Annotated in this window: 18 protein-coding genes; 9 read left to right on the top strand and 9 right to left on the bottom strand. The window is 71.9% G+C overall.

The features are described 5' to 3' along the window. Positions 1–8 precede the first annotated feature (8 nt). Both ABZ267_RS19630 and ABZ267_RS19625 read left to right on the top strand, forming a co-directional pair. Positions 9–1,016 (top strand): TIGR04222 domain-containing membrane protein, encoded by a 1,008-nt coding sequence (locus ABZ267_RS19630; RefSeq protein ID WP_356755450.1) that lies wholly within the window; start codon positions 9–11, stop codon positions 1,014–1,016. A 118-nt stretch (positions 1,017–1,134) separates the two neighbouring features. After that, a complete protein-coding gene (locus tag ABZ267_RS19625) occupies positions 1,135–2,700 on the top strand; it encodes an alpha/beta hydrolase (RefSeq protein WP_356755415.1) in 1,566 nt (521 codons plus the stop codon). 156 nt (positions 2,701–2,856) lie between these two features. Here the strand turns inward: ABZ267_RS19625 and hemQ are convergent, their stop codons facing one another. Then, entirely contained in the window at positions 2,857–3,585 is a 729-nt protein-coding gene (gene hemQ / locus ABZ267_RS19620; protein ID WP_356755413.1) for a hydrogen peroxide-dependent heme synthase, read from the bottom strand. Positions 3,586–3,589: 4 nt separating this feature from the next. Continuing rightward, positions 3,590–5,065: a protoporphyrinogen oxidase gene (gene hemG / locus ABZ267_RS19615; RefSeq protein ID WP_356755411.1), complete on the bottom strand. Its 1,476-nt coding sequence runs from the start codon at positions 5,063–5,065 to the stop codon at positions 3,590–3,592. A gap of 126 nt (positions 5,066–5,191) precedes the next feature. Here hemG and ABZ267_RS19610 point away from each other — a divergent pair, with 126 nt between their 5' ends. Next, the gene (locus ABZ267_RS19610) at positions 5,192–6,184 is read left to right on the top strand and encodes a DUF4349 domain-containing protein (RefSeq protein WP_356755409.1); all 993 of its coding nucleotides are present in this window, start codon (positions 5,192–5,194) and stop codon (positions 6,182–6,184) included. 50 nt (positions 6,185–6,234) lie between these two features. Further along, positions 6,235–7,623 (top strand): FAD-dependent oxidoreductase, encoded by a 1,389-nt coding sequence (locus tag ABZ267_RS19605; RefSeq protein ID WP_356755407.1) that lies wholly within the window; start codon positions 6,235–6,237, stop codon positions 7,621–7,623. Positions 7,624–7,654: 31 nt separating this feature from the next. Here ABZ267_RS19605 and hemE read toward each other — a convergent pair whose 3' ends face one another. Further along, positions 7,655–8,740: a uroporphyrinogen decarboxylase gene (gene hemE / locus ABZ267_RS19600; RefSeq protein ID WP_356755405.1), complete on the bottom strand. Its 1,086-nt coding sequence runs from the start codon at positions 8,738–8,740 to the stop codon at positions 7,655–7,657. A gap of 92 nt (positions 8,741–8,832) precedes the next feature. Between hemE and ABZ267_RS19595 the strand changes: the two genes are divergently transcribed. The 5 genes from ABZ267_RS19595 (at position 8,833) to ABZ267_RS19575 (ending at position 15,380) form a co-directional block, all read left to right on the top strand. Next, positions 8,833–9,492, top strand: a complete 660-nt coding sequence (locus ABZ267_RS19595) for a DUF3000 domain-containing protein (RefSeq protein ID WP_356755404.1) — start codon at positions 8,833–8,835, stop codon at positions 9,490–9,492. 212 nt (positions 9,493–9,704) lie between these two features. Further along, on the top strand, positions 9,705–10,367 hold the full coding sequence (locus ABZ267_RS19590) for a response regulator transcription factor (protein ID WP_356755402.1): 663 nt from the start codon (positions 9,705–9,707) through the stop codon (positions 10,365–10,367). Between the two features lie 116 nt (positions 10,368–10,483). Beyond that, a complete protein-coding gene (locus tag ABZ267_RS19585) occupies positions 10,484–11,758 on the top strand; it encodes a ribonuclease D (protein WP_356755400.1) in 1,275 nt (424 codons plus the stop codon). Positions 11,759–12,033: 275 nt separating this feature from the next. After that, complete coding sequence (locus ABZ267_RS19580; protein ID WP_356755398.1) at positions 12,034–13,254, top strand: acetyl-CoA C-acyltransferase; 1,221 nt, start codon at positions 12,034–12,036, stop codon at positions 13,252–13,254. Further along, the gene (locus ABZ267_RS19575) at positions 13,251–15,380 is read left to right on the top strand and encodes a 3-hydroxyacyl-CoA dehydrogenase NAD-binding domain-containing protein (protein ID WP_356755397.1); all 2,130 of its coding nucleotides are present in this window, start codon (positions 13,251–13,253) and stop codon (positions 15,378–15,380) included. Before ABZ267_RS19580 ends, ABZ267_RS19575 begins: the two co-directional genes overlap by 4 nt. 72 nt (positions 15,381–15,452) lie before the next feature. Here ABZ267_RS19575 and ABZ267_RS19570 read toward each other — a convergent pair whose 3' ends face one another. Genes ABZ267_RS19570 through ABZ267_RS19545 form a run of 6 tightly spaced genes read right to left on the bottom strand, consistent with a single transcriptional unit; the run spans position 15,453 to position 25,495 of the window. Further along, the gene (locus tag ABZ267_RS19570) at positions 15,453–16,409 is read right to left on the bottom strand and encodes an endonuclease/exonuclease/phosphatase family protein (RefSeq protein ID WP_356755395.1); all 957 of its coding nucleotides are present in this window, start codon (positions 16,407–16,409) and stop codon (positions 15,453–15,455) included. A 32-nt stretch (positions 16,410–16,441) separates the two neighbouring features. Beyond that, complete coding sequence (locus ABZ267_RS19565) at positions 16,442–18,418, bottom strand: hypothetical protein (RefSeq protein WP_356755393.1); 1,977 nt, start codon at positions 18,416–18,418, stop codon at positions 16,442–16,444. Next, complete coding sequence (locus ABZ267_RS19560; RefSeq protein WP_356755391.1) at positions 18,415–20,511, bottom strand: glycosyltransferase family 4 protein; 2,097 nt, start codon at positions 20,509–20,511, stop codon at positions 18,415–18,417. Before ABZ267_RS19560 ends, ABZ267_RS19565 begins: the two co-directional genes overlap by 4 nt. Next, entirely contained in the window at positions 20,508–22,271 is a 1,764-nt protein-coding gene (locus tag ABZ267_RS19555) for a stealth family protein (protein WP_356755448.1), read from the bottom strand. The genes ABZ267_RS19560 and ABZ267_RS19555 overlap by 4 nt, the downstream gene beginning before the upstream one ends. 2 nt (positions 22,272–22,273) lie before the next feature. Further along, on the bottom strand, positions 22,274–23,896 hold the full coding sequence (locus ABZ267_RS19550; protein ID WP_356755389.1) for a sugar phosphotransferase: 1,623 nt from the start codon (positions 23,894–23,896) through the stop codon (positions 22,274–22,276). Between the two features lie 15 nt (positions 23,897–23,911). Further along, positions 23,912–25,495: a stealth family protein gene (locus ABZ267_RS19545; protein ID WP_356755387.1), complete on the bottom strand. Its 1,584-nt coding sequence runs from the start codon at positions 25,493–25,495 to the stop codon at positions 23,912–23,914. Between the last annotated feature and the right edge of the window lie 249 nt (positions 25,496–25,744).

Below are 25,744 nucleotides of genomic sequence, written 5' to 3'. Positions count from 1 at the left end.
TGACCGCCATGAACACGCTCGCGCTGCTGATGACCCTCGCGGTCGCCGTCTCCACCGTGCTCCTCGTCGCGAAGGTGACCGCCTCCCGGTCCCGCCGCCCGTCGGCCGGCCCTTCGCCCGCCGTCCACGACCTCTACGAGGCGGCGTTCCTCGGCGGCGGTCCGGCCAGGGTCGTGGACACCGCGCTGACCGCGCTGTACGCGGACGGGCGCGTGCTCATCGGCGGGCCCGGCATCATCTCCGTACAGCGTCCGCAGGCGGACGACCCGGTGGAACGGGCCGTGCTGCAGGAGCTTTTCGCCGCTCCGAGCGGTGCGCTGCACGCGGTACGGGAAGCGGTCATGCGCCATCCGGCGGTGCAGGAGATCGGAGACGGGCTGGCGGCACGCGGGCTGCTGGTGCCGCCTGCCGCGAGCCGTTCCGTGCGGCGGTGGGGGCTCGTCCAGGGGATCAGCTGCTTCGTGGCGCTGCCGCTCTCCGTCCTGGCCACGGTCCTCCAGTACATGGCGCTGGAATCGCAGTTCGACATGCCGTTCCCGTTCGTCTTCAAGATGCTGCCCGCGATCGCGCTCGGCGGGATCAGCGGACTCGTGGTGGCCTCGGCCGCCGCCCACCGGATCACCCGGCCCGGCCACCAGGCCGCCCAGGCGTTCCGGGCCGCCCACGCCTACCAGGTGACGGCGCCTCAGCTCGTCGCCACCCAGGGCCTGCGCGCGCTGCCGGACCCGGTGCTCCAGGCCCAACTGCTCGCGGCGGCCCGGCTGCACGCGCAGACCCGGCGGTCCCGGTCGTCGGCGTACGCCGGCAGTACGGCAGCGGCCTCGGGCTTCGCCGCGACGACGGTGTGGTGCGCCGACGCGGGCCCGGGTCACGGGAGTTGCGGCGGATCCAGCGGCGGCTCGGGCTGTGGCGGCGGATCCGGCTGCGGCGGCTCGGGATCGAGTTGCGGCGGCAGCTCCGGCGGTTCCAGCTGCGGCGGGAGTTCGGGCGGCTCCAGCTGCGGCAGCAGCTCCTGACTTACCGTCACACGGCCGGCGCAACCGGGTCGTTTCCCGCAACACGCCGGCCCGGTCCTGGACTTCGGCCACCTCGCCCCTCACCATCCCCTCTCCGCATCCGCAGAGAGGCCCCGCCGTGAGAGCAGTACCGCTGTACGCAACGATCGGCTCCCTGGTGCTGTCCGCGCTGACCGCCGCTCCCGCCACCGCCTCGGACGGCCCAGGGCCTCCCTCCGCCGAGGAGCGCGGTACGGCGGTGGCGGCGGCCCGCGCGGCGGCGGCCGGGATCTCCTTCAAGGCGTGTCCGGAGGAGGAGATGCTGCCGGAGTACCTGAAGTGCGGCACCGTACGAGTCCCGCTGGACTACGCCCGCCCGGACGGCCGCACCATCGCGCTCACCGTCAGCCGCACGACGGCCACCGGCCCGGCGGCCGGCCGGCAGGGCTCGTTCGTCTACAACCCGGGCGGGCCCGGCGCCTCCAGCATCACCTTTCCGCTGATGGGCGAGATGTCCGAGTGGGAGGAGGTCGCCGAGGCGTACGACATGGTCGGCTACGCACCGCGTGGCGTCGGCGCCTCCGCCCCGCTCTCCTGCCAGGACCCGGCGGCCTTCGCACAGAGCCCCACCGACTCCCCGGCCGACCCCACCACCGCGTACAAGGAGAAGCGCGTCGCGCAGGCGCGGGCGTACGCGCGCGGGTGCGAGAAGAACGCGGGCGAGGCGCTGGGCCACTACACCTCGCTCAACAACGCGCGCGACCTGGAGGTGCTGCGGGCCGCTCTCGGTGACGAACGGCTGACCTTCATGGGCGCCTCGTACGGCACGTACATCGGTTCCCTGTACGCGACCCTCTTTCCTTCACGCGTACGCCGTATGGTCTTCGATTCGGCGGTCGATCCGGACCCGGAGAAGATCTGGTACCGCTCCAACCTCGACCAGTCACTGGCCTTCGAGTCGCGCTGGCTGGACTTCCGGCGCTGGGTCGCCAGGCACGACGACGTCTACGGGCTCGGCACCACGCCGGAGGCCGTACAGCGTCGTTACGACGAGGTGCGCACCGCGCTGGCTAGCGAACCGGCGGGCGGGAAGGTGGGGCCGGGGCAGTTCCAGGCGGCGTTCCTCCAGGCCGGGTACTACGACGACTACTGGGCGATGCGGGCCACCGCGCTCTCCGAGTACGTCCGAGGCAACCCGGAACCGCTGGTCACCCAGATGTCGCCGCGCGCGATCACCGCGAAGGACGACGAGAACGAGCGCGCCGTCTACACCGCCGTCGAGTGCAACGACGCGCCGTGGCCCGAGGAGTGGGAGGTCTGGGACCGCGACCACACCGACCTCGCCACCGTCGCGCCGTTCCAGACCTGGAACAACGCCTTCACCAACCTGCCGTGCGCCTTCTGGCCCGCGCCTCGGCAGCGGCCGCTGGACGTCTCCACCGCGTGGGGCGAGCTGCCGCCGGTGCTGATCCTGGCGGCGGAGCGCGACGCGGCGACGCCGTACAAGGGAGCGCTGGAGCTTCAGCGGCGGCTGCGCGGCGCGGTGCTGGTGACCGAGCGGGACGCGGGGACGCATGGCGTCGGCGGGGCCGGGAACGCCTGCGTGGACGAGCACATGCGGCGTTATCTGCTGACGGGCGCGGTGCCGGCGGGCGACGCGGAGTGCGCGCCGCGCGCGGAGCCGAACGCGGTCTCGCTGGACTAAAAAAACTGGACCAGGAGAGCGGAAGGGCCCTGCCGGAGCGCACTCCGGCAGGGCCCTCGAGCCGAACCCGGTGTCGCTGGAACGGCGGGCGGCACGGTCGGTGCCCGGTGCCCGTCTTCTGATCTTCCGGGTTGGGGTGGTGCGGGAACTCGCTGGCTATGCGAGCCCGGCCACCAGGTCTGCGATGTCCTTCCTGCGGCCCGTGTAGAACGGGATCTCCTCGCGCACGTGGAGCCGTGCCTCGGAGGCGCGCAGGTGGCGCATCAGGTCGACGATGCGGTACAGCTCGTCCGCCTCGAAGGCGAGGATCCACTCGTAGTCGCCGAGCGAGAACGAGGCGACGGTGTTGGCGCGGACGTCCGGGTAGCCGCGGGCCATCTTGCCGTGGTCCGCGAGCATGCGGCGACGGTCCTCGTCGGGCAGCAGGTACCAGTCGTAGGACCGTACGAAGGGATAGACGCTGATGTAGTCGCGCGGGGTCTCGTCGGCGAGGAACGCCGGGATGTGCGACTTGTTGAACTCGGCGGGCCGGTGCAGGGCCATGTTCGACCAGACCGGTTCCAGAGCGCGGCCGAGCTTGGTGCGGCGGAAGAGGTTGTACGCGTCCTGGAGCTGGTCCGCGGTCTCCGCGTGCCACCAGATCATGAGGTCCGCGTCGGCGCGGAGACCGGAGAGGTCGTAGGTGCCGCGCACGGTGACGTCCTTGGCCGCGAGCTGGTCGAACAGCTCCTGGACCTCGTCGGCGTATCCCGCGCGGTCCAGCGGGAGCACGTCGCGGAGTTTGAAGACCGACCAGAGGGTGTAGCGGATGACCTCGTTGAGGTCCTTGGCCTTCTTTCCGGCGTTCGGACTCTTGCTGGATGTCACAGTCTCAGGAGCACTCATACGGCTATTGTCCCGCCTCGCTCCCGCTGCCCTGAACCAGGGTCGGCGTGGCGATGATCTCCTTCATGATCTCTCCGGCGATCTCGTCGGCCGCGCGCTGTGCGCTCGCGATGCAGGCCGGGATGCCGACGCCGTCGTAGACCGCGCCGCAGACCCGCAACGCCGGCAGCTTCGCCACCTCGTCGCGGATGCGGGCGACGCGGGTGTGGTGGCCGACCGGGTACTGCGGCAGGCCGCCGATCCAGCGGGTGACCTCGCTGTCGACCGGGCGCGCGGTGAGTCCGGTGGCCGCCCGGAGGTCGCGCAGGGATACGGCGACGAGTTCGCCGTCCTCGCGGTGCAGGTGGTCCTCCTCGCCGTACCGGCCGACCGAGGTGCGGAGCACGAAGAGGTCGGGAGCGGCGTCGGCGACCCACTGCCATTTGTTGCTGGAGAAGGTGGAGGCCTTGATGGTGCGGCCGTCGACCGGCGGTACGAGGAAGCCGGAGCGGCCGCGCAGGGCCTCGTACGCCGCGATGTCGGTACGGCGGAAGGCCATCGTGACCAGTGCCATCGAGGCGTACTCGACACCGGCCAGCTCGGCGGAGGCGGCCGGCGACTCGGCGGCGAGCAGCGCGGAGGCGGACCAGGCCGGAGCGGCCAGGACGACGGCGTCGGCGGTGATCACGCCGGCGTCGGTGCGGACCGACCAGCCGGTGTCCGTACGGGTCAGGCCGAGGACCGGGGTCTCCGTGAGGATCTGGCCGCCTGCGGCCCGTACGGCTTCGGCCACGGCGTCCGGCAAGGTGCCGATGCCGCCCGCGATGCCTTGGAAGACCGGCCCGGTCTGCTGCCGGGCCGCCGCGCGCTCCTGGATGCGGCGGACGGCCTCCAGCAGCGGGCCGCCCTCCTTCACCGCTTCGAAGAGCTGCGGTACGGCGGCGCGCATCGAGATCCGGTAGGCGTCGCCCGCGTAGACGCCGCCGAGGAGCGGCTCCACCAGCCGGTCCACGACCTCGCGGCCGAGCCGGTCGGCCACGTACGCGCCGACCGCCACGTCGTCGCCGACGGGCGTCGGGGTCAGGTCGCGCTCCTCGGCGATCCGGGTCAGGCCTTCCGGCGTGAGCACGCCGTCGAGAGCGGCCGGGTCGCCGGGGACGCCCATGACGTGGCCCTTGGGCATCGGGCGCAGCGCGTCGCGGGTCCAGAGGGAGGCGGTGGCGGTGGCGGGCGGCTGGAGGCGGCCGGAGAGGCCGACCGCACCGGCCAGCTCGACCGCCTCGGGACGGCGGGCCAGCATCGACTCGGCGCCGAGGTCGACCTGGACGCCCGCGACCTCGCCGGTCATGAGCTTGCCGCCGAGCCGGTCCGTCGCCTCCAGGAGCGTGACCCGCAGGCCGGTGGCGACCAGGCGGTGGGCGGCGGCCAGTCCGGCGATGCCGCCGCCGATGACGACGACATGGCGCGCGGGCGGGTCCGCATCCTGATGTGAACGCTGCATGGGTCCACTCTCTCAAACGCCCGCCGGCTTCTGACCGTGACCACTTCGAAACCCGCGGCCGGAAACCGGTCCGGGAGGTCCCACGTCGAACCGGCAGTATCAACACGCGTCCTGGGGGGACCTGTTATGAACAGCGATATCGACCACCGCTTCCGCCACCGCCGCTCCCGTCCCCGTGCCGCTCTGGCAGCCGGCGCTCTCGGCGCGGTGCTGCTCGTCGGCGGCTGCGGGGCCGCCGGCGAGGGCGCGTCCGACGAGAGCGGCGGGTCGAGCGACCTGAGGGCGAGCGCGGGGAAGGGGGTCGTGGGCGAGCAGTACGCGCCGGGCGACGCGGCGGCCTCCGCGGCTCCGGAGGCGGCGAAGAGCGGCGAGCGGCAGCAGAAGGCGCCGAAGCCGGGAGCCGCGGGCACGTATGTCATCCGGACCGCCGAGCTCTCCGTGGAGGTGAAGAGCGCGCCGAAGGCGGCCGCCGCCGCGCGGAGCACGGTGGAGGCGAGCGGCGGCCTGGTGGCGACCGAGACCACCGAGCGGGTCGACGACGAGCACGAGTTCTCGCACCTCGTGCTGCGGGTGCCGCAGGACAGCTACCAGGAGGTGCTCGGCAAGCTCGCCGGCGCCGGAAAGCTGCTCTCCCGCTCCTCGAACGCGAAGGACGTCACCGACCAGGTCGTCGACGTGGAGAGCCGGATCGCCACGCAGCGCGCCAGCGTGAAGCGGGTCCGGGAGCTGATGGACCAGGCGGAGAGGATCACCGATGTCGTCACGCTCGAAGGCGAGCTGAGCAGCCGTCAGGCCGATCTGGAGTCGCTGCTGGCCCAGCAGTCCAGCCTGAAGGACCGCACCACGCTGGCGACGATCACGCTGGACCTGAGCGAGCCGGACGCGCCGCGCCAGGGCGGGAAGGACGACGACCCGGGGTTCCTGGACGCGCTGGGCGGCGGCTGGGACGCGTTCGTGACGATGTTCCGGTGGATCGCGGTGGCGATCGGCGCGTCGGCGCCGTTCCTGGTGACGGCCGCGCTGCTGCTCCTGGTGTGGCGGGTGCTGCGCGCCCGGCGGACCGGCCGTACGGTCCCGGAGGCGGCGAAGCCGGAGCCGGAGACCACACCGGCACCCTGAGGCCCCGGCGCCGTAGCCTGGGCTCCCTGACACGGCGAAAGGGACCCGGAATGGCAGCGGAGCGACTCGTGGTCATCGGCGGCGACGCGGCGGGCATGTCCGCCGCGTCGCAGGCCCGCAGGCTCAAGAAGCCGGACGAGCTGGAGATCGTCGCGTTCGAGCGCGGAGCGTTCACCTCGTACTCCGCGTGCGGCATCCCGTACTGGGTGAGCGGGGACGTCGAGCACCGGGACGACCTCATCGCCCGTACGCCCGAGGAGCACCGCGAGCGGGACATCGATCTGCGGATGCGCACCGAGGCCACCGAGATCGACGTGGCCGGGCAGCGGGTGCGGGCGGTGGACCGGGAGAGCGGGGACGCGTACTGGACGGGGTTCGACAAGCTGGTGATCGCCACCGGGGCCCGTCCGGTCCGCCCGGAGCTGCCCGGCATCGACGCGCCGGGTGTGCACGGGGTGCAGACCCTGGGCGACGGGCAGGCGCTGCTGGACTCGCTGGACGCGCTGGACTCCGGCCGGAGGCGGCGGGCGGTCGTGGTCGGCGCGGGCTACATCGGCGTCGAGATGGCCGAGGCGATGCTGAAGCGCGGCTTCGAGGTGACCGTCCTCAACCGCGGCAGGCAGCCGATGGCGACGCTCGACCCGGACATGGGCGAGCTCGTCCACGAGGCGATGGACGGGCTCGGCATCACCACGGTCAACGGCGCCTCGGTCACCGAGATCCTCACGGGCCCGGACGGACGCGTCAGCGAGGTGGCGACCGAGGAGCGGACCTATCCGGCGGACGTGGTCGTCCTCGGCATCGGTGTCGAACCGGAGGCGGAGCTGGCCCGGGAGGCGGGTCTCGTGGTGGGCGCGCACGGCGGGATCCTGACCGACCTGGCGATGCGGGCGGTGGGCCACGAGAACATCTGGGCGGGCGGCGACTGCGTGGAGGTCCTGGACCTGGTGGCGGGCCGCTCCCGCCACGTCGCGCTCGGCACGCACGCCAACAAGCACGGCCAGGTCATCGGTTCCAACGTCGGCGGCGGCTACGGCACGTTCCCGGGTGTGGTCGGTACGGCGGTGAGCAAGGTCTGCGATCTGGAGATCGCCAGGACCGGGCTGAGGGAGAAGGACGCGCGGGCGGTCGGGCTGCGCTATGTCACGGCGACCATCGAGTCGACGCAGCGGGCGGGCTACTACCCGGGTGCGAAGCCGATGACGGTGAAGATGATCGCGGAGCTGCGTACGGGCCGGCTGCTCGGCGTGCAGATCGTCGGCCGTGAGGGTTCGGCGAAGCGCGTGGACGTGGCGGCGGTGGCGCTGACTGCCGGGATGACGGTGGAGCAGATGACCGCGCTGGACCTCGGCTACGCACCGCCGTTCTCACCGGTGTGGGACCCGGTGCTGGTGGCGGCCCGCAAGACGGTCGCGGCGGTGCGGGGCGCGGGAAGCTGAACCGGCTTCTCGCGCCCCGGGCGCCCGGAAGTCAGCGCGCGGTCTGCTCGTGGACGTACTCCACGAGCCGGGTGAGCGCGCCCGGGTCCATCGACGGCATCACGCCGTGGCCCAGGTTGAAGATGTGGCCCTCCAGACCGGCGGCCTGGTCCAGCACCTCGCGGGTCTTGGCCTCGACCGCCGGGGTCGGCGCGAAGAGCACGGCCGGGTCCAGGTTGCCCTGGAGCGCCTTGCCGGGGCCGACCCGGCGGGCGGCCTCGTCCAGCGGGACGCGCCAGTCGACGCCGACGACGTCCGCACCGGCCTCGCCCATCAGCCCGAGCAGCTCGCCGGTGCCGACGCCGAAGTGGATGCGGGGCACGCCGTACGGGGCGACGGCGTCGAAGACCTTCGCGGAGGCCGGGAGCACCGCGCGGCGGTAGTCGGCGGGGGCCAGCGCGCCGACCCAGGAGTCGAAGAGCTGGACGGCGGAGGCACCGGCCTCGATCTGGACCTTGAGGAAGGCGCCGGTGATCTCCGCGAGCCGGTCCACGAGGTCGGCCCAGAGCTGCGGGTCGCCGTACATCATGGCCTTGGTGCGCTCGTGGTTGCGGGAGGGGCCGCCTTCGACGAGGTAGCTGGCCAGCGTGAACGGGGCGCCGGCGAAGCCGATGAGCGGGGTGGCGCCGAGCTCGGCGGTGAGCATGCCGATGGCCTCGGTGACGTACGGGACGTCCTCGGGGGTCAGGTCGCGCAGCCGGGCCAGGTCGGCGCGGGTGCGGATCGGCTCGGCGATGACGGGGCCGACGCCGGGCTTGATGTCGAGGTCGATGCCGATGGCCTTGAGCGGCACCACGATGTCGCTGAAGTAGATCGCGGCGTCGACCTTGTGGCGGCGTACCGGCTGGAGCGTGATCTCGGTGACCAGCTCCGGCATCATGCAGGAGTCGAGCATCGCGATGCCCTCGCGGACCTTCAGGTACTCGGGCAGCGAGCGCCCCGCCTGCCGCATGAACCAGACCGGCGTGTGCGGCACGGATTCGCGCCGGCAGGCCTTGAGGAACGCCGAATCGCGGGTGGCGTCGTTGCTGGCGGCGGTCGTGGTCTGCTGGCCCGTGGGGCTGGTGTTGGCACTCACGCACCAAATCTTCGCACGCATGGCGAAGGAGCCCGGCGCCGCACGGGTGTCTGTCCCCGCGCGAGGCCCGCGTTCCGCCTACTCTTCCCGGCATGGCTCCGGCTCAGGGACAGTTTTCCGATCATTCCGATGGCGCTGACGGCGAGGGCGGTGCGGAGGGTCCTCCCGTCCCGCCCGCGTTCCGGTCGGCGGTCGACGCGCTGCGCTCCGCCCGGCTGCGGCCGGAGCTGGAGGTGGAGACCACGCGGCCGCCGCAGCGCCTGGCGCCGCACGCGTACGCCTTGGAGGCGGCGGTGGTCGACGGCGAGGACGATCTCGCGGACGGCCGGCTCGTCCTGCTGCACGATCCGGCGGGCCACGACGCCTGGAAGGGCGCCTTCCGGCTGGTGACGCTGGTGCGGGCGGAGCTGGAGCCGGAGATGGCCGCCGATCCACTGCTGCCGGAGGTGTGCTGGTCCTGGCTGACCGGAGCGCTGGACGCGCGCGGATTGTCGTACGGGGAAGCCGGAGGGACGGTGACACGCGCCGGATCGCACTACTTCGGTGCGCTCTCCGCGCGCCGTCCGGCGACGCAGATCGAGATCCGGGCCTCGTGGACGCCGCGCGAGGGGCGCGGCGGCGTGCCGGACGCGGCGTCGCACCTGATGGCCTGGGGTGATCTGCTCTGCCAGATCGCGGGGCTGCCGCCGTCGGACCCGACGGACGCGGCGGTGGTGACGCTGCCGCAGCGGCGCGGGCCGCAGGTTTCGTAACACCGCGTCACCCATTTCGCACACACGCCGACTCTCTTTTCGTACAATCGATCGCGCGTCCTATTTGCCCGAATTGTTACTCACCAAATCGTGATCTTCCTCTAAAGGAGGACGGGTCTGCTGCCGAAGAGGTCAATGACCCTTCAAGCACGGTTCGCCCCGGCTTCACCCCCCGAGCCGGCCCCGTCCCGCCACTCCCCCCAGGAGGCCTGGTGTCCGTTCTCCTTGAGCAGCCCGCAAGCCTGGTCGCCTACCGCCCGAACAAGCCGACGGCCATGGTCGTCGTGGCCGACCCGCGCGTCCGTTCCACCGTCACCCGCCATCTGTGGGCCCTCGGAGTACGTGACGTCATCGAGGCGTCGTCCATCGCGGAGGCACGTCCCCGCGTCGGCAACCCGCGCGACATCTGCATTGCCGACGTCCACCTGCCCGACGGTTCCGGGCTGACCCTGCTCTCCGAGACCCGTGCCGCAGGCTGGCCGAACGGTCTCGCCCTCTCCGCCGCCGACGACATCGGTGCCGTTCGCAACGCCCTCGCGGGCGGCGTGAAGGGATACGTCGTCACCGGCACCCGAACCAACATCGGCCACCCCGGCCGCCCCGGCGTCGCCCCCATCGGCGCCAACGCGGCCCGTATGCACCGCCGGCCGCCCGGATCCCCGAGCCACCCGGGCCGCTACCGCGAACTGTCCGGACGTGAGGTGGAGGTGCTCCGCCTGGTCGCCGAAGGCCAGTCCAACAAGGCCATCGGCGTCTCGATGGGCCTCTCCGCCCTGACCGTCAAGTCCCACCTCGCCCGCATCGCCCGCAAGCTCGGCACCGGAGACCGCGCCGGAATGGTCGCCGTCGCCCTGCGGACGGGCATCATCCACTGACCCCCACCCCCGCCGGGACGTGCACCGATGCGTCCCCGGCCGGATTACGCGCATGGCCACCCGTCGACGGAACGTTCCGTCGACGGGTGGCGCGTATACACAGATACCCTTGACGCGTGACCGACGCCCAAGAGACCGCAGCAGACAGTTCACTGCGAACCACCGGGGGCGCTCCCCCGGACGACGTCGCCCCGGCGCCGATCCCCTTGCTCGAACCTCGCGAGGGCATTCCCCCGGTGGTGGCCTCCGACGACGCCCTCGCCCGGGTGGTCGCGGCCTTCGCCGCGGGCACCGGACCGGTGGCCGTCGACGCCGAGCGCGCCTCCGGCTACCGCTACGGCCAGCGCGCCTACCTGGTGCAGCTGCGCCGCGACGGCGCGGGCAGCGCGCTCATCGACCCGGTCGGCTGCCCCGACCTCTCGGGCCTCTCCACCGCCCTCGACGGCTCCGAGTGGATCCTGCACGCCGCGACCCAGGACCTGCCCTGCCTGCGGGACATAGGCATGGCTCCCACCTCGCTCTTCGACACCGAGCTGGCCGGACGGCTCGCGGGCTTCCCGCGCGTCGGCCTCGGCGCCATGGTGGAGAACGTCCTCGGTTACGCCCTGGAGAAGGGCCACTCCGCCGTCGACTGGTCCACCCGCCCGCTGCCCGAGCCCTGGCTGCGGTACGCCGCGCTCGACGTGGAGCTCCTGATCGACCTGCGCGACGCGCTGGAGGACGAGCTGGAGCGGCAGGGCAAGCTGGAGTGGGCGCGGGAGGAGTTCGACGCGATCGCCTCGGCGCCACCGGCTCCGCCGCGCAAGGACCCCTGGCGCCGCACCTCCGGTATGCACAAGGTCCGCCGCCGCCGGCAGATGGCGGTCGTCCGCGAGCTCTGGAACGCCCGGGACCAGGTGGCCCAGCGCCGTGACGTGTCGCCCGGCAAGGTGCTCGGCGACGCCGCGATCGTGGAGGCCGCCCTCGCGGTGCCCGCCAACGTCCAGGCGCTGACCGCACTGCCCGGATTCGGCCACCGGATGGGCCGCCGTCAGCTGGAGCAGTGGCAGGCGGCCGTGGAGCGGGCCAAGGCGCTGCCGGAGTCGGAGCTGCCGCAGCCCGGCCAGCAGCCGGCCGGTCCGCCGCCGCCGCGCTCCTGGGCCGACAAGGACCCGGCGGCCGCGGCCCGGCTCTCGGCGGCCCGCGCGGCCGTCTCGGAGCTGGCCGAGCGCCTCCACATGCCGCAGGAGAACCTGATCACGCCGGACACCGTGCGCCGGGTCTGCTGGGAGCCGCCGAAGCTGGTGACGCCGAGCGCCGTCGAGGACACGCTCGCCGGTTACGGCGCCCGGCACTGGCAGATCGAGCAGGTCGGCCCGCTCCTGGTCCGGGCGCTCGCCGCCACCGCCTGATCCTCCGCGCGGAAGACACCCCCGGTCACCGGCCGGGGGTTTTCGCTGTCCAGGCCCTGTTCGCGCACCGAACCGATGGTCGAAATCGCGCCAGGTTCGACGGCCTCTCCAGCGTCTCGCGGGCGCTTCGGCGGGTACGGGAGCGGTGTGACCTTCGACGCTCCGGCCAGGAGGGGTGGGCAGTCTGGTTACCCGCAAGTAGCATGAGGTCAGGCGGCGCGCCCCACGGGCGTGCCCCGCAGCAGTGCCATCCCGCACCCTGGAGGAGAGCCATCGTGCCTCGTACCATCCGGGACGTCGTCTTCGTCGACGGCGTCCGCACCCCGTTCGGCAAGGCGGGCCCGAAGGGCATCTACCACGAGACCCGCGCCGACGATCTCGTCGTGAAGGCCATCCGGGAGCTGCTGCGCCGCAACCCGGACCTGGACCCGAAGAAGATCGACGAGGTCGCCATCGCCGCGACCACGCAGATCGGCGACCAGGGCCTCACTCTCGGCCGTACCGCCGGAATCCTGGCCGGTCTGCCGCAGTCCGTCCCCGGCTACTCGATCGACCGCATGTGCGCGGGCGCGCTGACCGCCGTCACCTCGACGGCCGGTTCCATCGCCTTCGGCGCGTACGACGTCGTCGTGGCCGGTGGCGTCGAGCACATGGGCCGCCACCCGATGGGCGAGGGCGTCGACCCGAACCCGCGGTTCGTGTCGGAGAAGCTCGTCGACGAGTCGGCCCTGTTCATGGGCATGACGGCGGAGAACCTGCACGACCGCTACCCCGCGATCACCAAGCAGCGCGCCGACGCGTACGCGGTGCGTTCGCAGGAGAAGGCCGCCAAGGCGTACGCCAACGGCAAGATCCAGCAGGACCTGGTACCGGTGTCGGTGCGCCGCACCAACGCCGAGGCCGGTGAGACGGGCTGGGGCCTGGTCACCGCCGACGAGCCGATGCGCCCGGGCACCACCATGGAGTCGCTGGCGGGCCTCAAGACCCCGTTCCGCGCCCACGGCCGCGTCACGGCCGGTAACGCCGCCGGTCTCAACGACGGCGCCACCGCCTCGCTGCTCGCCGCCGAGGACGTCGCCCGCGAGCTGGGCCTCCCGGTCAAGATGCGCCTCGTCTCGTACGCCTTCGCGGGCGTCGAGCCGGAGGTCATGGGCTACGGCCCGATCCCGGCGACCGAGAAGGCGCTGGCCCAGGCCGGCCTCTCGATCTCCGACATCGGTCTCTTCGAGATCAACGAGGCGTTCGCCGTGCAGGTGCTCGCCTTCCTGGAGCACTACGGCATCGCCGACGACGACGCCCGCGTCAACCAGTACGGCGGCGCGATCGCGTACGGCCACCCGCTCGCCTCCTCCGGTGTCCGGCTCATGACGCAGCTGGCCCGGCAGTTCGAGGAGCAGCCCGAGGTCCGCTACGGCCTGACGACGATGTGCGTCGGCTTCGGCATGGGCGCCACGGTCATCTGGGAGAACCCGAATTTCGACGGAGGCAACAAGTGAGCTCCACCACTGAGCTTCTGAAGGGTGCGGCCGAGCTGTTCCCGGGCGAGGTCGTCACGCAGGCGCACGTACGCCACCTGGACCTGCCGTCCGGTGCCGGCCGGTTCGCGCTCATCACGCTGGACAACGGCCTGGACCACACCAAGCCGACCACCTTCGGACCGCAGTCGCTGGCGAACCTGGACGCCGCGATCGACCAGGTCGAGAAGGAGGCCGCCGACGGCACCATCACCGGCGTCGGCATCACCGGCAAGCCGTTCATCTTCGCCGTCGGCGCCGACCTCAAGGGCGTCGAGCTGCTCGGCCGCCACGAGGACGCGCTGGCGATCGGCAAGGGCGGCCACGACGTCTTCCGCCGCCTCTCCGGCCTCGCGGTCCCGACGTTCGCGTACTACAACGGCGCGGCGATGGGCGGCGGTGTCGAGGTCGGTCTGCACTGCGGCTACCGCACCGTCTCCACCGCCATCCCGGCGTTCTCGCTGCCCGAGGTCTTCCTCGGCCTGGTCCCCGGCTGGGGCGGCTGCGCGCTGCTCCCGAACCTGATCGGCGCCGACCGCGCGGTCTCGGTGATCATCGAGAACTCGCTCAACCAGAACCGTCAGCTCAAGGGCGAGCAGGTCTACGAGCTCGGGATCGCCGACGCGATCTTCGAGGGCGCGGACTTCCTGGAGCAGTCGCTGATCTGGACCGCGGCCGTCCTCAAGGGCGAGCTCGTCGTCGAGCGGCCCGAGATCGACCGCGGCGAGGGCTGGGACGCGGCCGTGGCCCGCGGCCGGGCCATCGCGGACTCCAAGGTGCACGGCGCGGCCCCGGCGGCGTACCGCGCGCTCGACATCATCGCGGCGGCCAAGGACGGCGACCTGTCCGCCGGCTTCGACGCCGAGGACCAGGCCCTCGCGGACCTGATCATGGGCGGCGAGCTGCGCAGCGGCATCTACGCCTTCAACCTGGTCCAGAAGCGCGCCAAGCGCCCGGCCGGCGCTCCGGACAAGAGCCTGGCCCGCCCGGTCACCAAGGTCGGCGTCGTCGGCGCCGGTCTGATGGCCAGCCAGCTGGCGCTGCTGTTCCTGCGCCGCCTGGAGGTCCCGGTCGTCCTCACGGACATCGACCAGGAGCGCGTCGACAAGGGCGTGGGCTACGTCCACGCCGAGATCGAGAAGCTGCTCGGCAAGGGCCGCATCAACCAGGACAAGGCCAACCGTCTCAAGGGCCTGGTCTCCGGTGTGCTCGACAAGGCCGAGGGCTTCGCGGACGCGGACTTCATCATCGAGGCCGTCTTCGAGGAGATCGGCGTCAAGCAGCAGGTGTTCGCGGAGGTCGAGGCGGTCGCTCCGGCGCACGCGATCCTCGCCACCAACACCTCCTCGCTCTCGGTGACCGAGATGGCGTCGAAGCTGAAGAACCCGGAGCGGGTCGTCGGCTTCCACTTCTTCAACCCGGTCGCGATCCTCCCGCTCCTGGAGATCGTGCGCGGCGAGCGGACCGACGACGCCTCGCTGGCGACCGCGTTCGGTGTGGCCCGCAAGCTGAAGAAGACCGCGGTCCTGGTGAAGGACGCTCCGGCGTTCGTCGTCAACCGCATCCTCACCCGCTTCATGGGCGAGATCCAGAACGTCATCGACGAGGGCACGCCGGTCGAGGTCGCGGAGAAGGCCGTCGAGCCGCTCGGCCTGCCGATGTCGCCGCTGGTCCTTCTGGAGCTGGTCGGCCCGGCCATCGGTCTGCACGTCTCCGAGACCCTGAACCGCGCCTTCCCGGAGCGCTTCACCGTCTCGCAGAACCTCGCGGCGGTCGTCAAGGCCGGCAAGCGCGGTTTCTACGTCTACGATTCCGGCGCGCCGGTCCTCGACCCCGAGGTCGCCGCCCTCCTCGAGCAGGGCGACACCGTCCTCACCGAGGAGCAGACCCGCGACCGCGTGCTCGACGCGGTGGCGCAGGAGATCGGCCTGATGCTGGACGAGGGCGTCGTCGCCGAGGCGCAGGACATCGACCTGTGCCTGATCACCGGCGCGGGCTGGCCCTTCCACCTGGGCGGCATCACGCCGTACCTGGACCGTGAGGGCGTCTCGCAGCGGGTGAACGGTAAGCCGTTCCTGGCGCGGGGTGTGGCCAGCGTGCCTGCCTAGTCCGTACGGTACGAGCGGCGACGGGCCGCACAGGAGAAGATCCTGTGCGGCCCGTCGCCGTTCCCGGACCTCTCAACGGCGGGTGAAGACGGCTGTCACCATCGCGTGGTCCGATTCGCCGAACAGCTTCGCGTCGCCGTCTCCGCCGGAGAAGTGCCGGGTGTCGGCGAAGGTGTAGTCGATCTTCCGTTCGTCTGCCGTGGGTTCACCGTTGCGGCACCGCTCCGGCTCGCCGTCGGTGCACACCACTCCCCCGGTCGACCCCTGGGACGCCCACGCGCGGTCCGTCTCGTCGCCCTCCAGGAACCGTCCGGTCGGCCGGCCGCCGGGCCCGGGCGCGTGGGCGTAGAGGAAGCCCAGCGCCGGCTCGTTCGGCTGGAGGTTCAGGTCGCCGCCGAGCACCACGGCTGTCTCCGTGGGGACCGGCCCCTCCGCGAGCCAGTCCCTGATCTCCCGCAGCTGCTCGGGGGCCTTGGCGTAGGTGTGGGCGGTGCAGGCGAGCAGCGGCTTTCCGTCGGACCGGGTGGGCGCGCACAGCAGCCCGCGCCGGACGGCCACCGTCCGTCCGTCGTTCCCGTACGTCTCGTCACCGGTATCGCTGAAGCGCCGGTAGTCGGGACCGCCTGGCTCGATGGCCTCGCGGCTGAGGACGGCGGTGCCGTACGCGCCCGTGGGGCCGCAGTTGGGGACGTTGTCCTGCGACGAGGCGTAGGTCCCGTGCATGGGCCGGCCGGAGTCCTTCAGCTGGTCCAGGAGCGCCTCGTACTGCGTCGCGCAGATCTCGTTGAGCGTGATCAGGTCGGGTGCGAAGGCGGAGGCCTCTTGCACCACGCGCTCGACGGAGGTGCCGGGGCCGGACCCTCCGGAGTTCCAGGGGCAGACGGTGGCCGCTCCGCAGAGGTTGTAGTGGAGGACCCGGACCTCGGACGGCGCGGGAGGCTTCTCCGGGCCCTTCCGTACGAGCGTCACCAGGACGAGGGCCGCCGCGGCCGCCAGGACCACTGCGGCGACCCGCACGATTCGTCTCATCTGCCGTTCCCTGCTGTCGATGTCTGCACAGCTCAGGCGGGTTCCGCCGCGAGGGCCGGGCCGAGCGCGCTGCCCACCACCGGCGACAGCTGGCGGCGCAGGCACAGCCTGCCGTCCGTACCGATGACCGCCACGACGACGGCGCCCGCCGCGTCGTACGCCATGGACGGCGCCTGGCTGAACATCTCGCCCACCGCACGCCAGTGGGTGCCGGAGGCGTTCCGGTCGGGCACCGGCAGCGAGACGGCGAGCCGGCCGTCGGGGCCGCGGTGGGCCAGGAAGGCTTCGCGCGCGCCCCGCTCGGGAGCCCACACGGCCGCCACGGAGCCCGTGCCGCCGCCGGTGCCGAGGCTCGCGCCGCCGCCGGGCCAGTTGCCGTTCTCGTGCTGCCGGTAGGCCATGACCTGCTGGGTCGCGGCCTGCCGGTAGTACAGACAGGTCCGGCCGCCGCCCGAGTCGACCGCGGTGATGCCGCCGGTCGCGACCCTGCCGGTCTTCAGCGTGCTGTCCTGGACGAAGGGGCCGCCGAGGAACGTCTGGTGCCAGCGGCCCACGGTGTCCTTGCCCGGGACGTACAGCTCCACGGTCCCGTGCTCGGTGGTGAGCGCGACACCGGCGTCCTGCGCGAAGGAGCCGCCGAGATCCTCCCAGGGCTCCCACCCGCCGCTCTCGTTCCGGCGGCGCATGCTGATGCCCTGGGCGAAGTTCCTGGCGAAGACGTGGAGCCGGCCCGCGCCGTCGACGGCGGCCGACGGCACTCCGAGCTCACGCTGGCGGCGGCCGTCGTGGTGGGTCCAGTCCGGGTTCTCCAGGGACTGCCAGCCGTTGAACCCGTTGCCGTCGGGATCCTGCACGGTGTGGACGATCTCCACGGTGGCGCCGCCTTGGGCCACCATGGTCCGGCTCAGGCCCACGAGTTCGGCCGGGCCGCCGGGGACTCCCGTCACGGCCAGGGTCGGCGATATCCAGCCGTCGCCGAGGATGAAGGGGCCGCGCCAGGCACCGGAGGCGGGTCCCGTCTCCGTCCAGAAGGCGAGCCGTCCGCCCAGGACCGCGAAGGCGTTCAGCCGGCCGCCGGGTCCCAGCCGCAGCCAGTTCGCGGGAGGCGAGTAGCGGAGGGCGGTGCTCATCATGTGCGTACTGCGGTAGGGGTTGGAGCCCAACTGCCGGTCGCCGCACCGCTCGCAGGTGCCTTGCGGACAGTGCGTGGCGTCCAGACCGGCGTACGTGGCGAGGTACTCGGCCTTCTCGGCCACGGCGACCGCGTCCAGGTTGTAGCCCCAGAACCGGTTGGCGTACGCCCGGTAGTGCTCGACCACCGGGGCGTGTCCCGCGTCCCGGTGGCGTGCCAGTGCGGCGAGTGCGAACTGGGTGACGGCGGTGTGGTCGGCGTGGTCGGACATCACGAATCCGTCCTTGCCGCCGTCGTGCTCGGGGTCGGGATCCATGGCCCGCACCACGGTCGGCGCGATCTGGTCGAGCAGCGCGGTCAGCCCGGCGACGAGCTGCTCGCGGGAGACGTGCTGCGCCTCGCCGACCGTGGAACCGCGCACCGGCAGCGTGGCCTGCGACCGCACGGCCCCTTCCCACAGCTGATGTACGCGGGTCCGCTCGCCGCCCATGCCCGGAGCGCCCATGTGCAGCTGGCAGAAGTACATGCGCACGGTGGGCCGCGCCACGAGCGTGAAGCGTTCCACGGCGAAGCCGGGGACCAGCTGGACCGGCTCGCGGTGCCAGGGGCTCATGCGGTCGCCGGTCGCCATCCGGGCGTAGGCGGAGCGCAGACCGCAGCCGCGCGCGGTGCTGTAGCCGGCGAAGTCCGGCTGCTGGGAGCGGCGTTGCGGGTCGTTGGTGTCGACGTTGATGCCGTCGCCTTCTCCGGCGGTCACCACCACGGTCGTGATCTCGTCCCCTTCCTGGAGGGAGCGGACGAGGTCGGGGTTCATGAAGTACAGGTCGTCGTCCTGGTGCGCGACGATGTGCAGAAGGGAGCGTTTCACTCGGTTCATCGGTCCACCACATTCATCGCCATGCCACCGGACACCGAGCAGTACGGGCGCACCCATACCGGTCGGGCCGGATGGACCATGGCGTAATCCGACTGTTCATCCCCGGCGAGAGGCACGGGCGGGTAGGCAAAGGCGCTCTTGACGTCGGGGAAGTCCTCGAGCACCCGGCACACGCGGGTCTTCTTCCACTGGTCGGGGTACGGCTGCAGCCACCAGTCCCAGTCCTCCCAGCGCTCCAGCCGGTGGTCGACCACGTACCGGACGGGCACCTCCACGCGGAAAGCGCGGCTGCTCAGGACCTGGACCGGGACGGTGTGGTTGACCATGTGCTCACCGCGGCGGCTGACGACGAAGCGCGCGCCGGCTCTGATCTCCCGCTCGCCGCAGAGCACTCCGGTGACGGTGATGCCGGACTCGTGCAGCTCGACGGAGGTGCACTCGACGTGTTCCTGGCGCAGCACCGTACGCAGCATGAGCTTGCCGTTCGGCTGCGCGTACGGAAGGTTCCAGCCGACCGGAGCGCTGGTGGGCCGGGCGATGAGCCGGGACCGGGCCTCGATCAGCGACCGGGTGTCCCGTAGGCCCGCCTTCATATGGATGCTCTCCGACTTGGCCGAGCGCATGGTGACCTTCCAGCGGCCGTCCCCCAGCTCGTCCAGGGCCGAGGCCGGGAGCTCGGCGGTGTGGAGCGTGCCGCCGTTGCTCTGCGGGGTGCGGTCGGTCGGCAGCTCCATGTCCGGCAGGGCGGCGTCGCCGGTCGCGCCGTGTCGCAGCACGAACTGCCAGCGGTGCTTGCCCTCGTGCGGTCCTTGTACGGCGAACCTCAGCCGGCCCGCCTCGTCGGTCGTGACATCGACCACCGCCGCTCTCATGGAGACCGGCGGAACGGTCGGCTGCGCCTTGGCAGCGGTCCTCGGTGGCACCGGGCGGCGGTAGCCGCTGTCCCTGGCGGTACGGCGGCGGGCCGCGTCCTCGAACAGGTCGATGTAGCGGGCGGCGACCACTTCCGGGTCGTACCGGGCGGAGTTGCGCAGCGCGGCCTCTCCCATGGTCCGCCGCAGGTTGTCGTCGGCCATGAGCATGCGCAGCCCCGCGGCGATCGCGGAGGCGTCGCCCGTCGGCACGAGCAGGCCGTCCTCGCCGTCCCGGAGGATCTCGCGCGGGCCCACCGGGCAGTCCGTGGACACCACGGGCAGGCCGCACCGCATGGCTTCGACCAGCGTCATGCCGAAGGACTCCGCGCTGGAGGTGACGGCGGCGACCGAGCCCTTGGCCCACTCCGACTCGATCGGCGCGAAGCCGCCCATCAGGAGGGCCCGGCCGGGGAGGCCGAGTTCGGTCACCAGCGCACGCAGCTTCGCCGCCTCGCCACCGTCGCCGTAGATGCGCAGCTGCCAGTCGGGGAACTCGTCGGCGATCATGCCGAAGGCCCGGATCAGGAGGTCGTACCGCTTGATGGGGTGCATCCGGCCGGCGCTGACGACGACCTTGCTGGAGCCGTCGGCCGGCGGGACGGCCGGCCGCGGCACGCTGTTGGGGATCCCGACCACGGGGATGCCGGGCACCGGGGTGTTGGCCAGGAAGGAGCGGGCGTCGGCCTCCGTGACCGTGGTGACGGCGTCCAGCCGCGGGTAGACCCGGGCCATCTCGGCACGTACGGCGGGCGGGATCGCCAGGTGGGTCATGTGTTCCTGGGCGACGCGGAGAGCGGAGTCGCGGGTGTACGAGGCGACGAAGAGGTTGAGGCTGGGCCGGGTGCCGATGACGACATCGGCGTCGGTCTCCGTCAGCTCCTCGATGATCCGCCGGTCGGTGAACCGGTTGTACTGGGCGAAGAACTCCTCCTGGCGCGGCACCACGTCGCTCGGCTCGTCGGTCCCCACGGCCGCGCGGTCGCCGGAGCCGGAGCGCAGATCGACCAGGGCGCGGACCTTGACGCGGGGCGAGATCTCGAACTTGGGCGTGGTCAGGCGACGGAAGACGGAGACGATCTCCACGTCATGGCGCACCGCCAGCGCCTCGGCCAGGTTGATGACGGTGCGGTTGGTGCCGCCGATGCCGTAGATGTTGTTGATCAGGAAGGAGATCCTCATCGGACGTCGGCTTCCTTCCGCTCGAAGGGGCTGGGGACGGGGTAGTAGGCCTGGAGGAAGTCGCTGAGCACGGCTGCCTGCCGTCCGACGTCGAAGGTGTCCGACAAGGTGTCGTTGATGCAGAACGCCTGCCGGTCGCGGCGGGCCAGGAGGATGCCGAGCCGCCGCGCGACCTCCGGCTTCGCCAGGTCCAGGTAGGCGAAGGCGATCTCGGACGGCACCGAGCGGGCCGTGAAGTACGCGTAGTAGTGGTACAGCGAGGACGGCACGGAGATGTCCGTCGGGCTGCGGAAGCGGCTGTAGGAGGTCGCGCGGTGGGCTTCGGCGAACTCGCGCTCGATCTCGTACAGCACGCTGCGGCGCAGGGCGTACGGGGCGTGGCGCAGCTTCTGGACGATGGCGGAGCCGAAGTTCTTCTCCAGGAGGAGCCGGCGGTTGTTCTTGCCCGCCGCGTCCACCGGACGGTCGCCGCCGGTGAGTTCCCAGCGGGGGACCTGGGAGGGCGAGAAGAACGTACGGGTCATCCCGTTGGAGAGGAAGAAGTCGCTCGGGGTGACCGGGCAGCCGAGGAACATGTCGTCGTTGAAGTACAGGAAGTGCTCGGACAGTCCGTCGATGTGGTGGAGCTGGCTCTCGATCGCGTGCGAGTTGAAGGTCGGCAGCGCGGCCGGGTCCGTGAAGAGTTCGCTGTGGTCGACCACGGTGATCCGGGGGCTGCGGAGGTTGAGCCAGTGCGGCCGCTGCCGGTCGGTCACCAGGTAGACATGGCGGACCCACGGCGCGTTCTGCTCCAGCGCCCGGAGCGAGTAGAGCAGTTCGTCGCGGCTGATGTAGCGCGCCGGGTTCGCGGCCTCCGCGTGGTAGCCGCCTTCGCTGAAGGCGCCGCGGCGGCGCTGCCACTCCTGGTCCGAGCCGTCCACCCAGGTGTAGACGACGTCGATCGGGAAGCGCACGTCCTCGGGGAGCGGCTCGGCGCAGGCCGCGATGGTGCGTACCGAGCGGGTGCGGCGGGTGTGCAGGGCGGCGAATCCGGTGAGCCTGCTGATGGGCACGCTGACCCGTGCTTCGATCGGCGAGACGTCCTCGGTGACGCGGTTGGGTCGCGGAGCGACCAGCCGGCCGTCCTCGTCTGCCTCCCAGAACTCCAGGTCGCAGCCGTATTCGAGACCCAGCACCAGCGTGTTGCCGGGGTCGCTCCACACCATGCCGAGCCGCAGGACCGCCGCCTCGCCCGCGACGCGCCGGGTGCGCGGCGATCCGCACAGGGCGGGCCGGCCCCAGATCGCCTCACCGCGGCACGCGACCGCGTAGACCGGTCCGGCCTCGGGTGTCTGGGCCAGCATGTCGATGACGCGGGCCCGGTCGTGTCCGGCGACCGCCAGGGCGGAGCGGAAGTCGGACCGGCCGCGGATCGCGAAGTAGTCGATGCCGGCGCGTTCCAGGAAGGAGACCACCAGTTCCAGGTTGGCCTCGCGCAGGCCGAGCGGCGAGACGGTGGGCCGTACCAGCGCGATCTGCCCGCCACGCGCTGGGAGCACCACCAGCCGCTCGTGCGCGCCGAAGAGCTGCGGCCAGCGGCGCCGCGCACGGGCGGCACGGACGGCGCGCACGGCCACGGTGAGGTGGTGGGTCCGGCGCAACGCACCCTTGAGGGCCGCGCGGAGGCCGGCCGGTACGCGGTGTGCCACGCGGCGTCTGAGGGAGGTCGGGACGAGGGTGCGGTAGGCCCCGACCGCGGCGGACGCTTCGGGATTGCCCATGCTCACGTGCGCTTGTCCGGGTCCTCTGATTCCCGTGGCTCGAACTCGAACGGGCTCGGTACGGGGAAGTAGCGGTGCAGGAAGGAGATGACGGCGTCGGTGCCGCCGCGGCCCAGGGAGGCGCCGTCGCCGAGCCCGGAGAGCTGCATCTGCTGGGTGTCCCGGCGCACCAGGAGCCGGTCCAGGTGGCGCCGGATGCCGGGATGTGCGGCGTGGAGCGCGACGGTCGCCTCGCCGGCGGGGTCGGCGAGACCGGCCGCACGGGCGAAGTGGTGCGTCAGGCCGTCCGCCGGATGCGTGCACGGGAGTACGTTGGCCAGCTGCCCGTCGACCGCCTGCTCGGGGACGAACCCGGAGGCGGCCAGCTCGATGAGGGCGGAGCGGGTGTAGGGCTGGGGGCCGGGCGCGTAGCCGTGGCCGACGGCCCGGCCGGTGGCGGAGTGGGCCGTCGCCGTCCAGGGCGCGAAGGACTCCTGGGCCGTCCACGGACCGCGGCGCGGCCGGGTGCCGCCGTGCGGGCTGAAGTAGTCGAACGGGCGGACCGGCCGGCCGAACAGGGCGCCGGGGCGCAGCAGGAGGAAGCGGTCCGAGAGGTCGGCCAGCTGGTGCAGCCAGTCCTCGGCGTCCGGTCCCGCCGGAACCACGGAGAGGTGGTCGCCGGCGCGCAGCCAGCGGGGCGCCGGGGCCTGCTCCAGGATGTGTACGACGTCGACCCAGGGTGCGTACTGGTGCAGGGACCTCAGCGCGGCGCGGAGCAGCTCCTCGCCCCAGGGGGTGTCGTGGCGCCAGGGCAGGACGGCGTCCACCGGAAAGGTGATCTCCTCCAGGCGCGGGATGTCGAAGTTCTGCAGCGTGACGGTCGGGTCCATGGCGCCGTCGGTGTCCGAGTAGCCGGAGAGCCGTTCGAAGCCGATCTCGATGCCGGGAGCGTCACGCGGCACCACCCGCTGGACGCGGTTGGGACGCGGTCCGACGAGGCGCTCGACGGGCAGTGCGTTGTTGACGCTCCAGAACTCGATCTCGATGCCCTGGTCGTCCCCGATCCACAGGTTCTGCGTGGGGTCGGTGCGGAGCCAGGTGATGCGGATCACCTTGGCCTTGCCGTAGTGCTTCCACGCCTTCACGTAGCTGCCGGGGACGGCCTTGGTGCCGTTCTCGGCCGGCGAGACGGAGACGACGTAGCCGGTGTGCTCCTCCAGCAGCGCCCGCAGGACCCGGCGGATGTGGCCCTTGTCCTGCTGTTCCACGGCGAGGCAGATCCGCCGGTCGTCGAGTGCGGGCACGACGAACCACGGGATGTCGGCCCGGTCGAGGGCGTGCGCGATCAGGTCGTGGTCCAGGCGCCTGGCGAGGTCCGCCGTGAGGCCGCTGTGGACGTGCGCGATCCGGCCGTCGGGCGCCTGGACCCGGCGTTCGGAGGCGCCACGGAAGTCGGATTTGCGGATGCGCCGCAGCGCACGCCGGTGCAGGCGCGCCTCGCGCCGGTCGAGGGTGCGGACCAGACCGCGCTTCACCTTCCGGCGGACACCGGGCGTGACCCGGCTGGCGGCGACGGACCGGACGGGCAGCGGGACGATACGGCGGTAGACCTGAGCGGCGGAGCTCAGTGCCGGTGGACGGGCCACGTCAGGAACTCCGTTTCATCGCTCGTAAGGACTGGGGGTGGGGAAGTAGCCGTTGAGGAAACCGTCGAGGAGTTCCTGCTGGGCCTCGATGTCCTCCGGTGTGGAGAAGGCGTCGTTGAGACAGAAGGAGTCCTGGCTGCGCCCGTCGAGGAGTCTCTGCAGCCGGTCGGCGAGATCGGGTACGGCCAGCTGCAAGTAGGTGAAGGGCATGGAGGACGGCTGTGCGCGGCCGGTGAGGGCCGCGTAGTAGACCGCGAACGACGATGTCGGTGAGAGGTCGGTCATCGCGCGGAACCTGCTGGCCGAGGTACGGGCCCAGGCCTGCGGGAAGTCCGCTTCGGCCTCCTCGATCGCGCTGCGCCGCAACGCGTACGGGATGTGCTCCATGGGCTGGGTGATGACCCGGCCGAAGCGGCTCAGCAGGAGCGCCCGGTTGTTCTTGCAGGCCGCGTCGACCGGGGTGTCGGTCTCGACGACCGGTCCCTGCGGGATGCGGTTGCGGGACGGGAAGTAGCGCGCGATCCCGCCGGGGGTGAAGAAGGAGTACGGCGTCACCGGCCGGCCGATGAACATGTCGTCGTTGAAGTACAGGAAGTGCTCGGAGAGGCCGTCGATGTGGTGCAGCTGGCTCTCGATCGAGTGCGAGTTGAAGGTGGGCAGGTCGGTGGGGTCGCGGAAGATCTCGCGGTGGCTCACCACCTGGATGCCGGGTACGTCCTCACGCATCCAGGCGGGGACCTGGTCGTCGGTGGCTATGTAGATGTTGCGGATCCACGGCGCGAAGAGGTGCAGGGAGCGCACGGAGTAGCGCAGCTCGTCCCGGCTGATGAAGCGGGCGTCGCTCGCCGATTCCGCGTGATAGACCTCACCTTTGGCCGACGCCTTGCGCTGCTTCCAGGCGGGGTCGTCGCCGTCGACCCAGGTGTAGACGGCGTCCACCGGGAAGGTGATCTCGTCGGCCGACTCGACGAGGAACTCCGGACGGGTGGCGAGCGCGGGCGTGGAGCCGGGCCGGGTCCACTCCGAGATGAACCGGCTGAACAGGCGTGCGGCGCCGAGCACGTTGCCGCCGTCCTCGGCGACGGCCCAGGTGACGCGGTTGGCCCGGGGCGCGACGAGGTGGCTGCCCTGCCGGCGCCAGAACTCGATGGCGCAGCCGTACTCATGACCGAGCAGCAGGTGACGGCCGGGGTCGGCGCGGGTCCAGCTCACGTGGAGGGCGGCCGCGGTCCTGACGTCGCGCCAGGCCCTGGCGTCGCGGGAGGAGAGCGGCCGCGCCGGACGGACCTGCTCGGGCTGCTCGGCGCTGATGTGCCCGGGGAACTGGCCGAGGCCCCGGAAGAGGAGGTTGAGCACCCGGTCGCGGTCGTCCTCCGGTACGGCGACGACCGTGCCGTGGTCGGACGTGCCGCGTACGGCGAAGTGCGGGATGCCGGCCGTGTCCAGCAGGGCGGTGACCGCGGAGCGGTTGGCCTCCCGGGCGACCAGCGGTGTCAGGGCCGGTATGACGTAGACGTCGTCGGCCGGGTCGGCCGAAGGCGCCGGGTCAGGGGCGTCGTTGCGCGGCCGCGGCGGAATGCTCACGGGGTCGCCGGGCATGGCGGTCTCCCTCGCCGCGAACGCGGCGGGGCCGGGAATAGTGGTCACCCTTCGTGCCTCTCCAGGACCCAACGGTGCCACCGCACAGCCATGATTCCTCGTTCTCCCCCAGCGACGGCCCAGTAGGACCGGCCTGCCGTGCTGCCCCCCGCCCGCTTCCGTGGCGTCGTTCCACGGAAACAGGCGACCACATTCACATGAACAATAAACCTTCACAGGTCAGGCACATCTTCACCGCCTGTACGTTTT

Origin of the sequence: Streptomyces sp. NPDC006174 (assembly GCF_040614075.1) — a bacterium.
In the GTDB taxonomy this organism is placed as follows: Bacteria; Actinomycetota; Actinomycetes; order Streptomycetales; family Streptomycetaceae; genus Streptomyces.
The sequence above is the reverse complement of the archived record's forward strand: the minus strand, read 5'-3'. Positions and strand labels throughout refer to the sequence as shown.

Excerpts from the sequence above, each read along its gene's own strand:
- ABZ267_RS19605 (WP_356755407.1), top strand. The coding sequence starts at position 6,235 with ATGGCAGCGGAGCGACTCGTGGTCATCGGCGGCGACGCGGCGGGCATG.
- hemQ (WP_356755413.1), bottom strand. The coding sequence starts at position 3,585 with ATGAGTGCTCCTGAGACTGTGACATCCAGCAAGAGTCCGAACGCCGGA.
- ABZ267_RS19570 (WP_356755395.1), bottom strand. The coding sequence starts at position 16,409 with ATGAGACGAATCGTGCGGGTCGCCGCAGTGGTCCTGGCGGCCGCGGCG.
- ABZ267_RS19560 (WP_356755391.1), bottom strand. The coding sequence starts at position 20,511 with ATGAGGATCTCCTTCCTGATCAACAACATCTACGGCATCGGCGGCACC.
- hemG (WP_356755411.1), bottom strand. The coding sequence starts at position 5,065 with ATGCAGCGTTCACATCAGGATGCGGACCCGCCCGCGCGCCATGTCGTC.
- ABZ267_RS19565 (WP_356755393.1), bottom strand. The coding sequence starts at position 18,418 with ATGAACCGAGTGAAACGCTCCCTTCTGCACATCGTCGCGCACCAGGAC.
- ABZ267_RS19555 (WP_356755448.1), bottom strand. The coding sequence starts at position 22,271 with ATGGGCAATCCCGAAGCGTCCGCCGCGGTCGGGGCCTACCGCACCCTC.
- ABZ267_RS19595 (WP_356755404.1), top strand. The coding sequence starts at position 8,833 with ATGGCTCCGGCTCAGGGACAGTTTTCCGATCATTCCGATGGCGCTGAC.
- ABZ267_RS19630 (WP_356755450.1), top strand. The coding sequence starts at position 9 with ATGAACACGCTCGCGCTGCTGATGACCCTCGCGGTCGCCGTCTCCACC.
- ABZ267_RS19545 (WP_356755387.1), bottom strand. The coding sequence starts at position 25,495 with ATGCCCGGCGACCCCGTGAGCATTCCGCCGCGGCCGCGCAACGACGCC.
- ABZ267_RS19610 (WP_356755409.1), top strand. The coding sequence starts at position 5,192 with ATGAACAGCGATATCGACCACCGCTTCCGCCACCGCCGCTCCCGTCCC.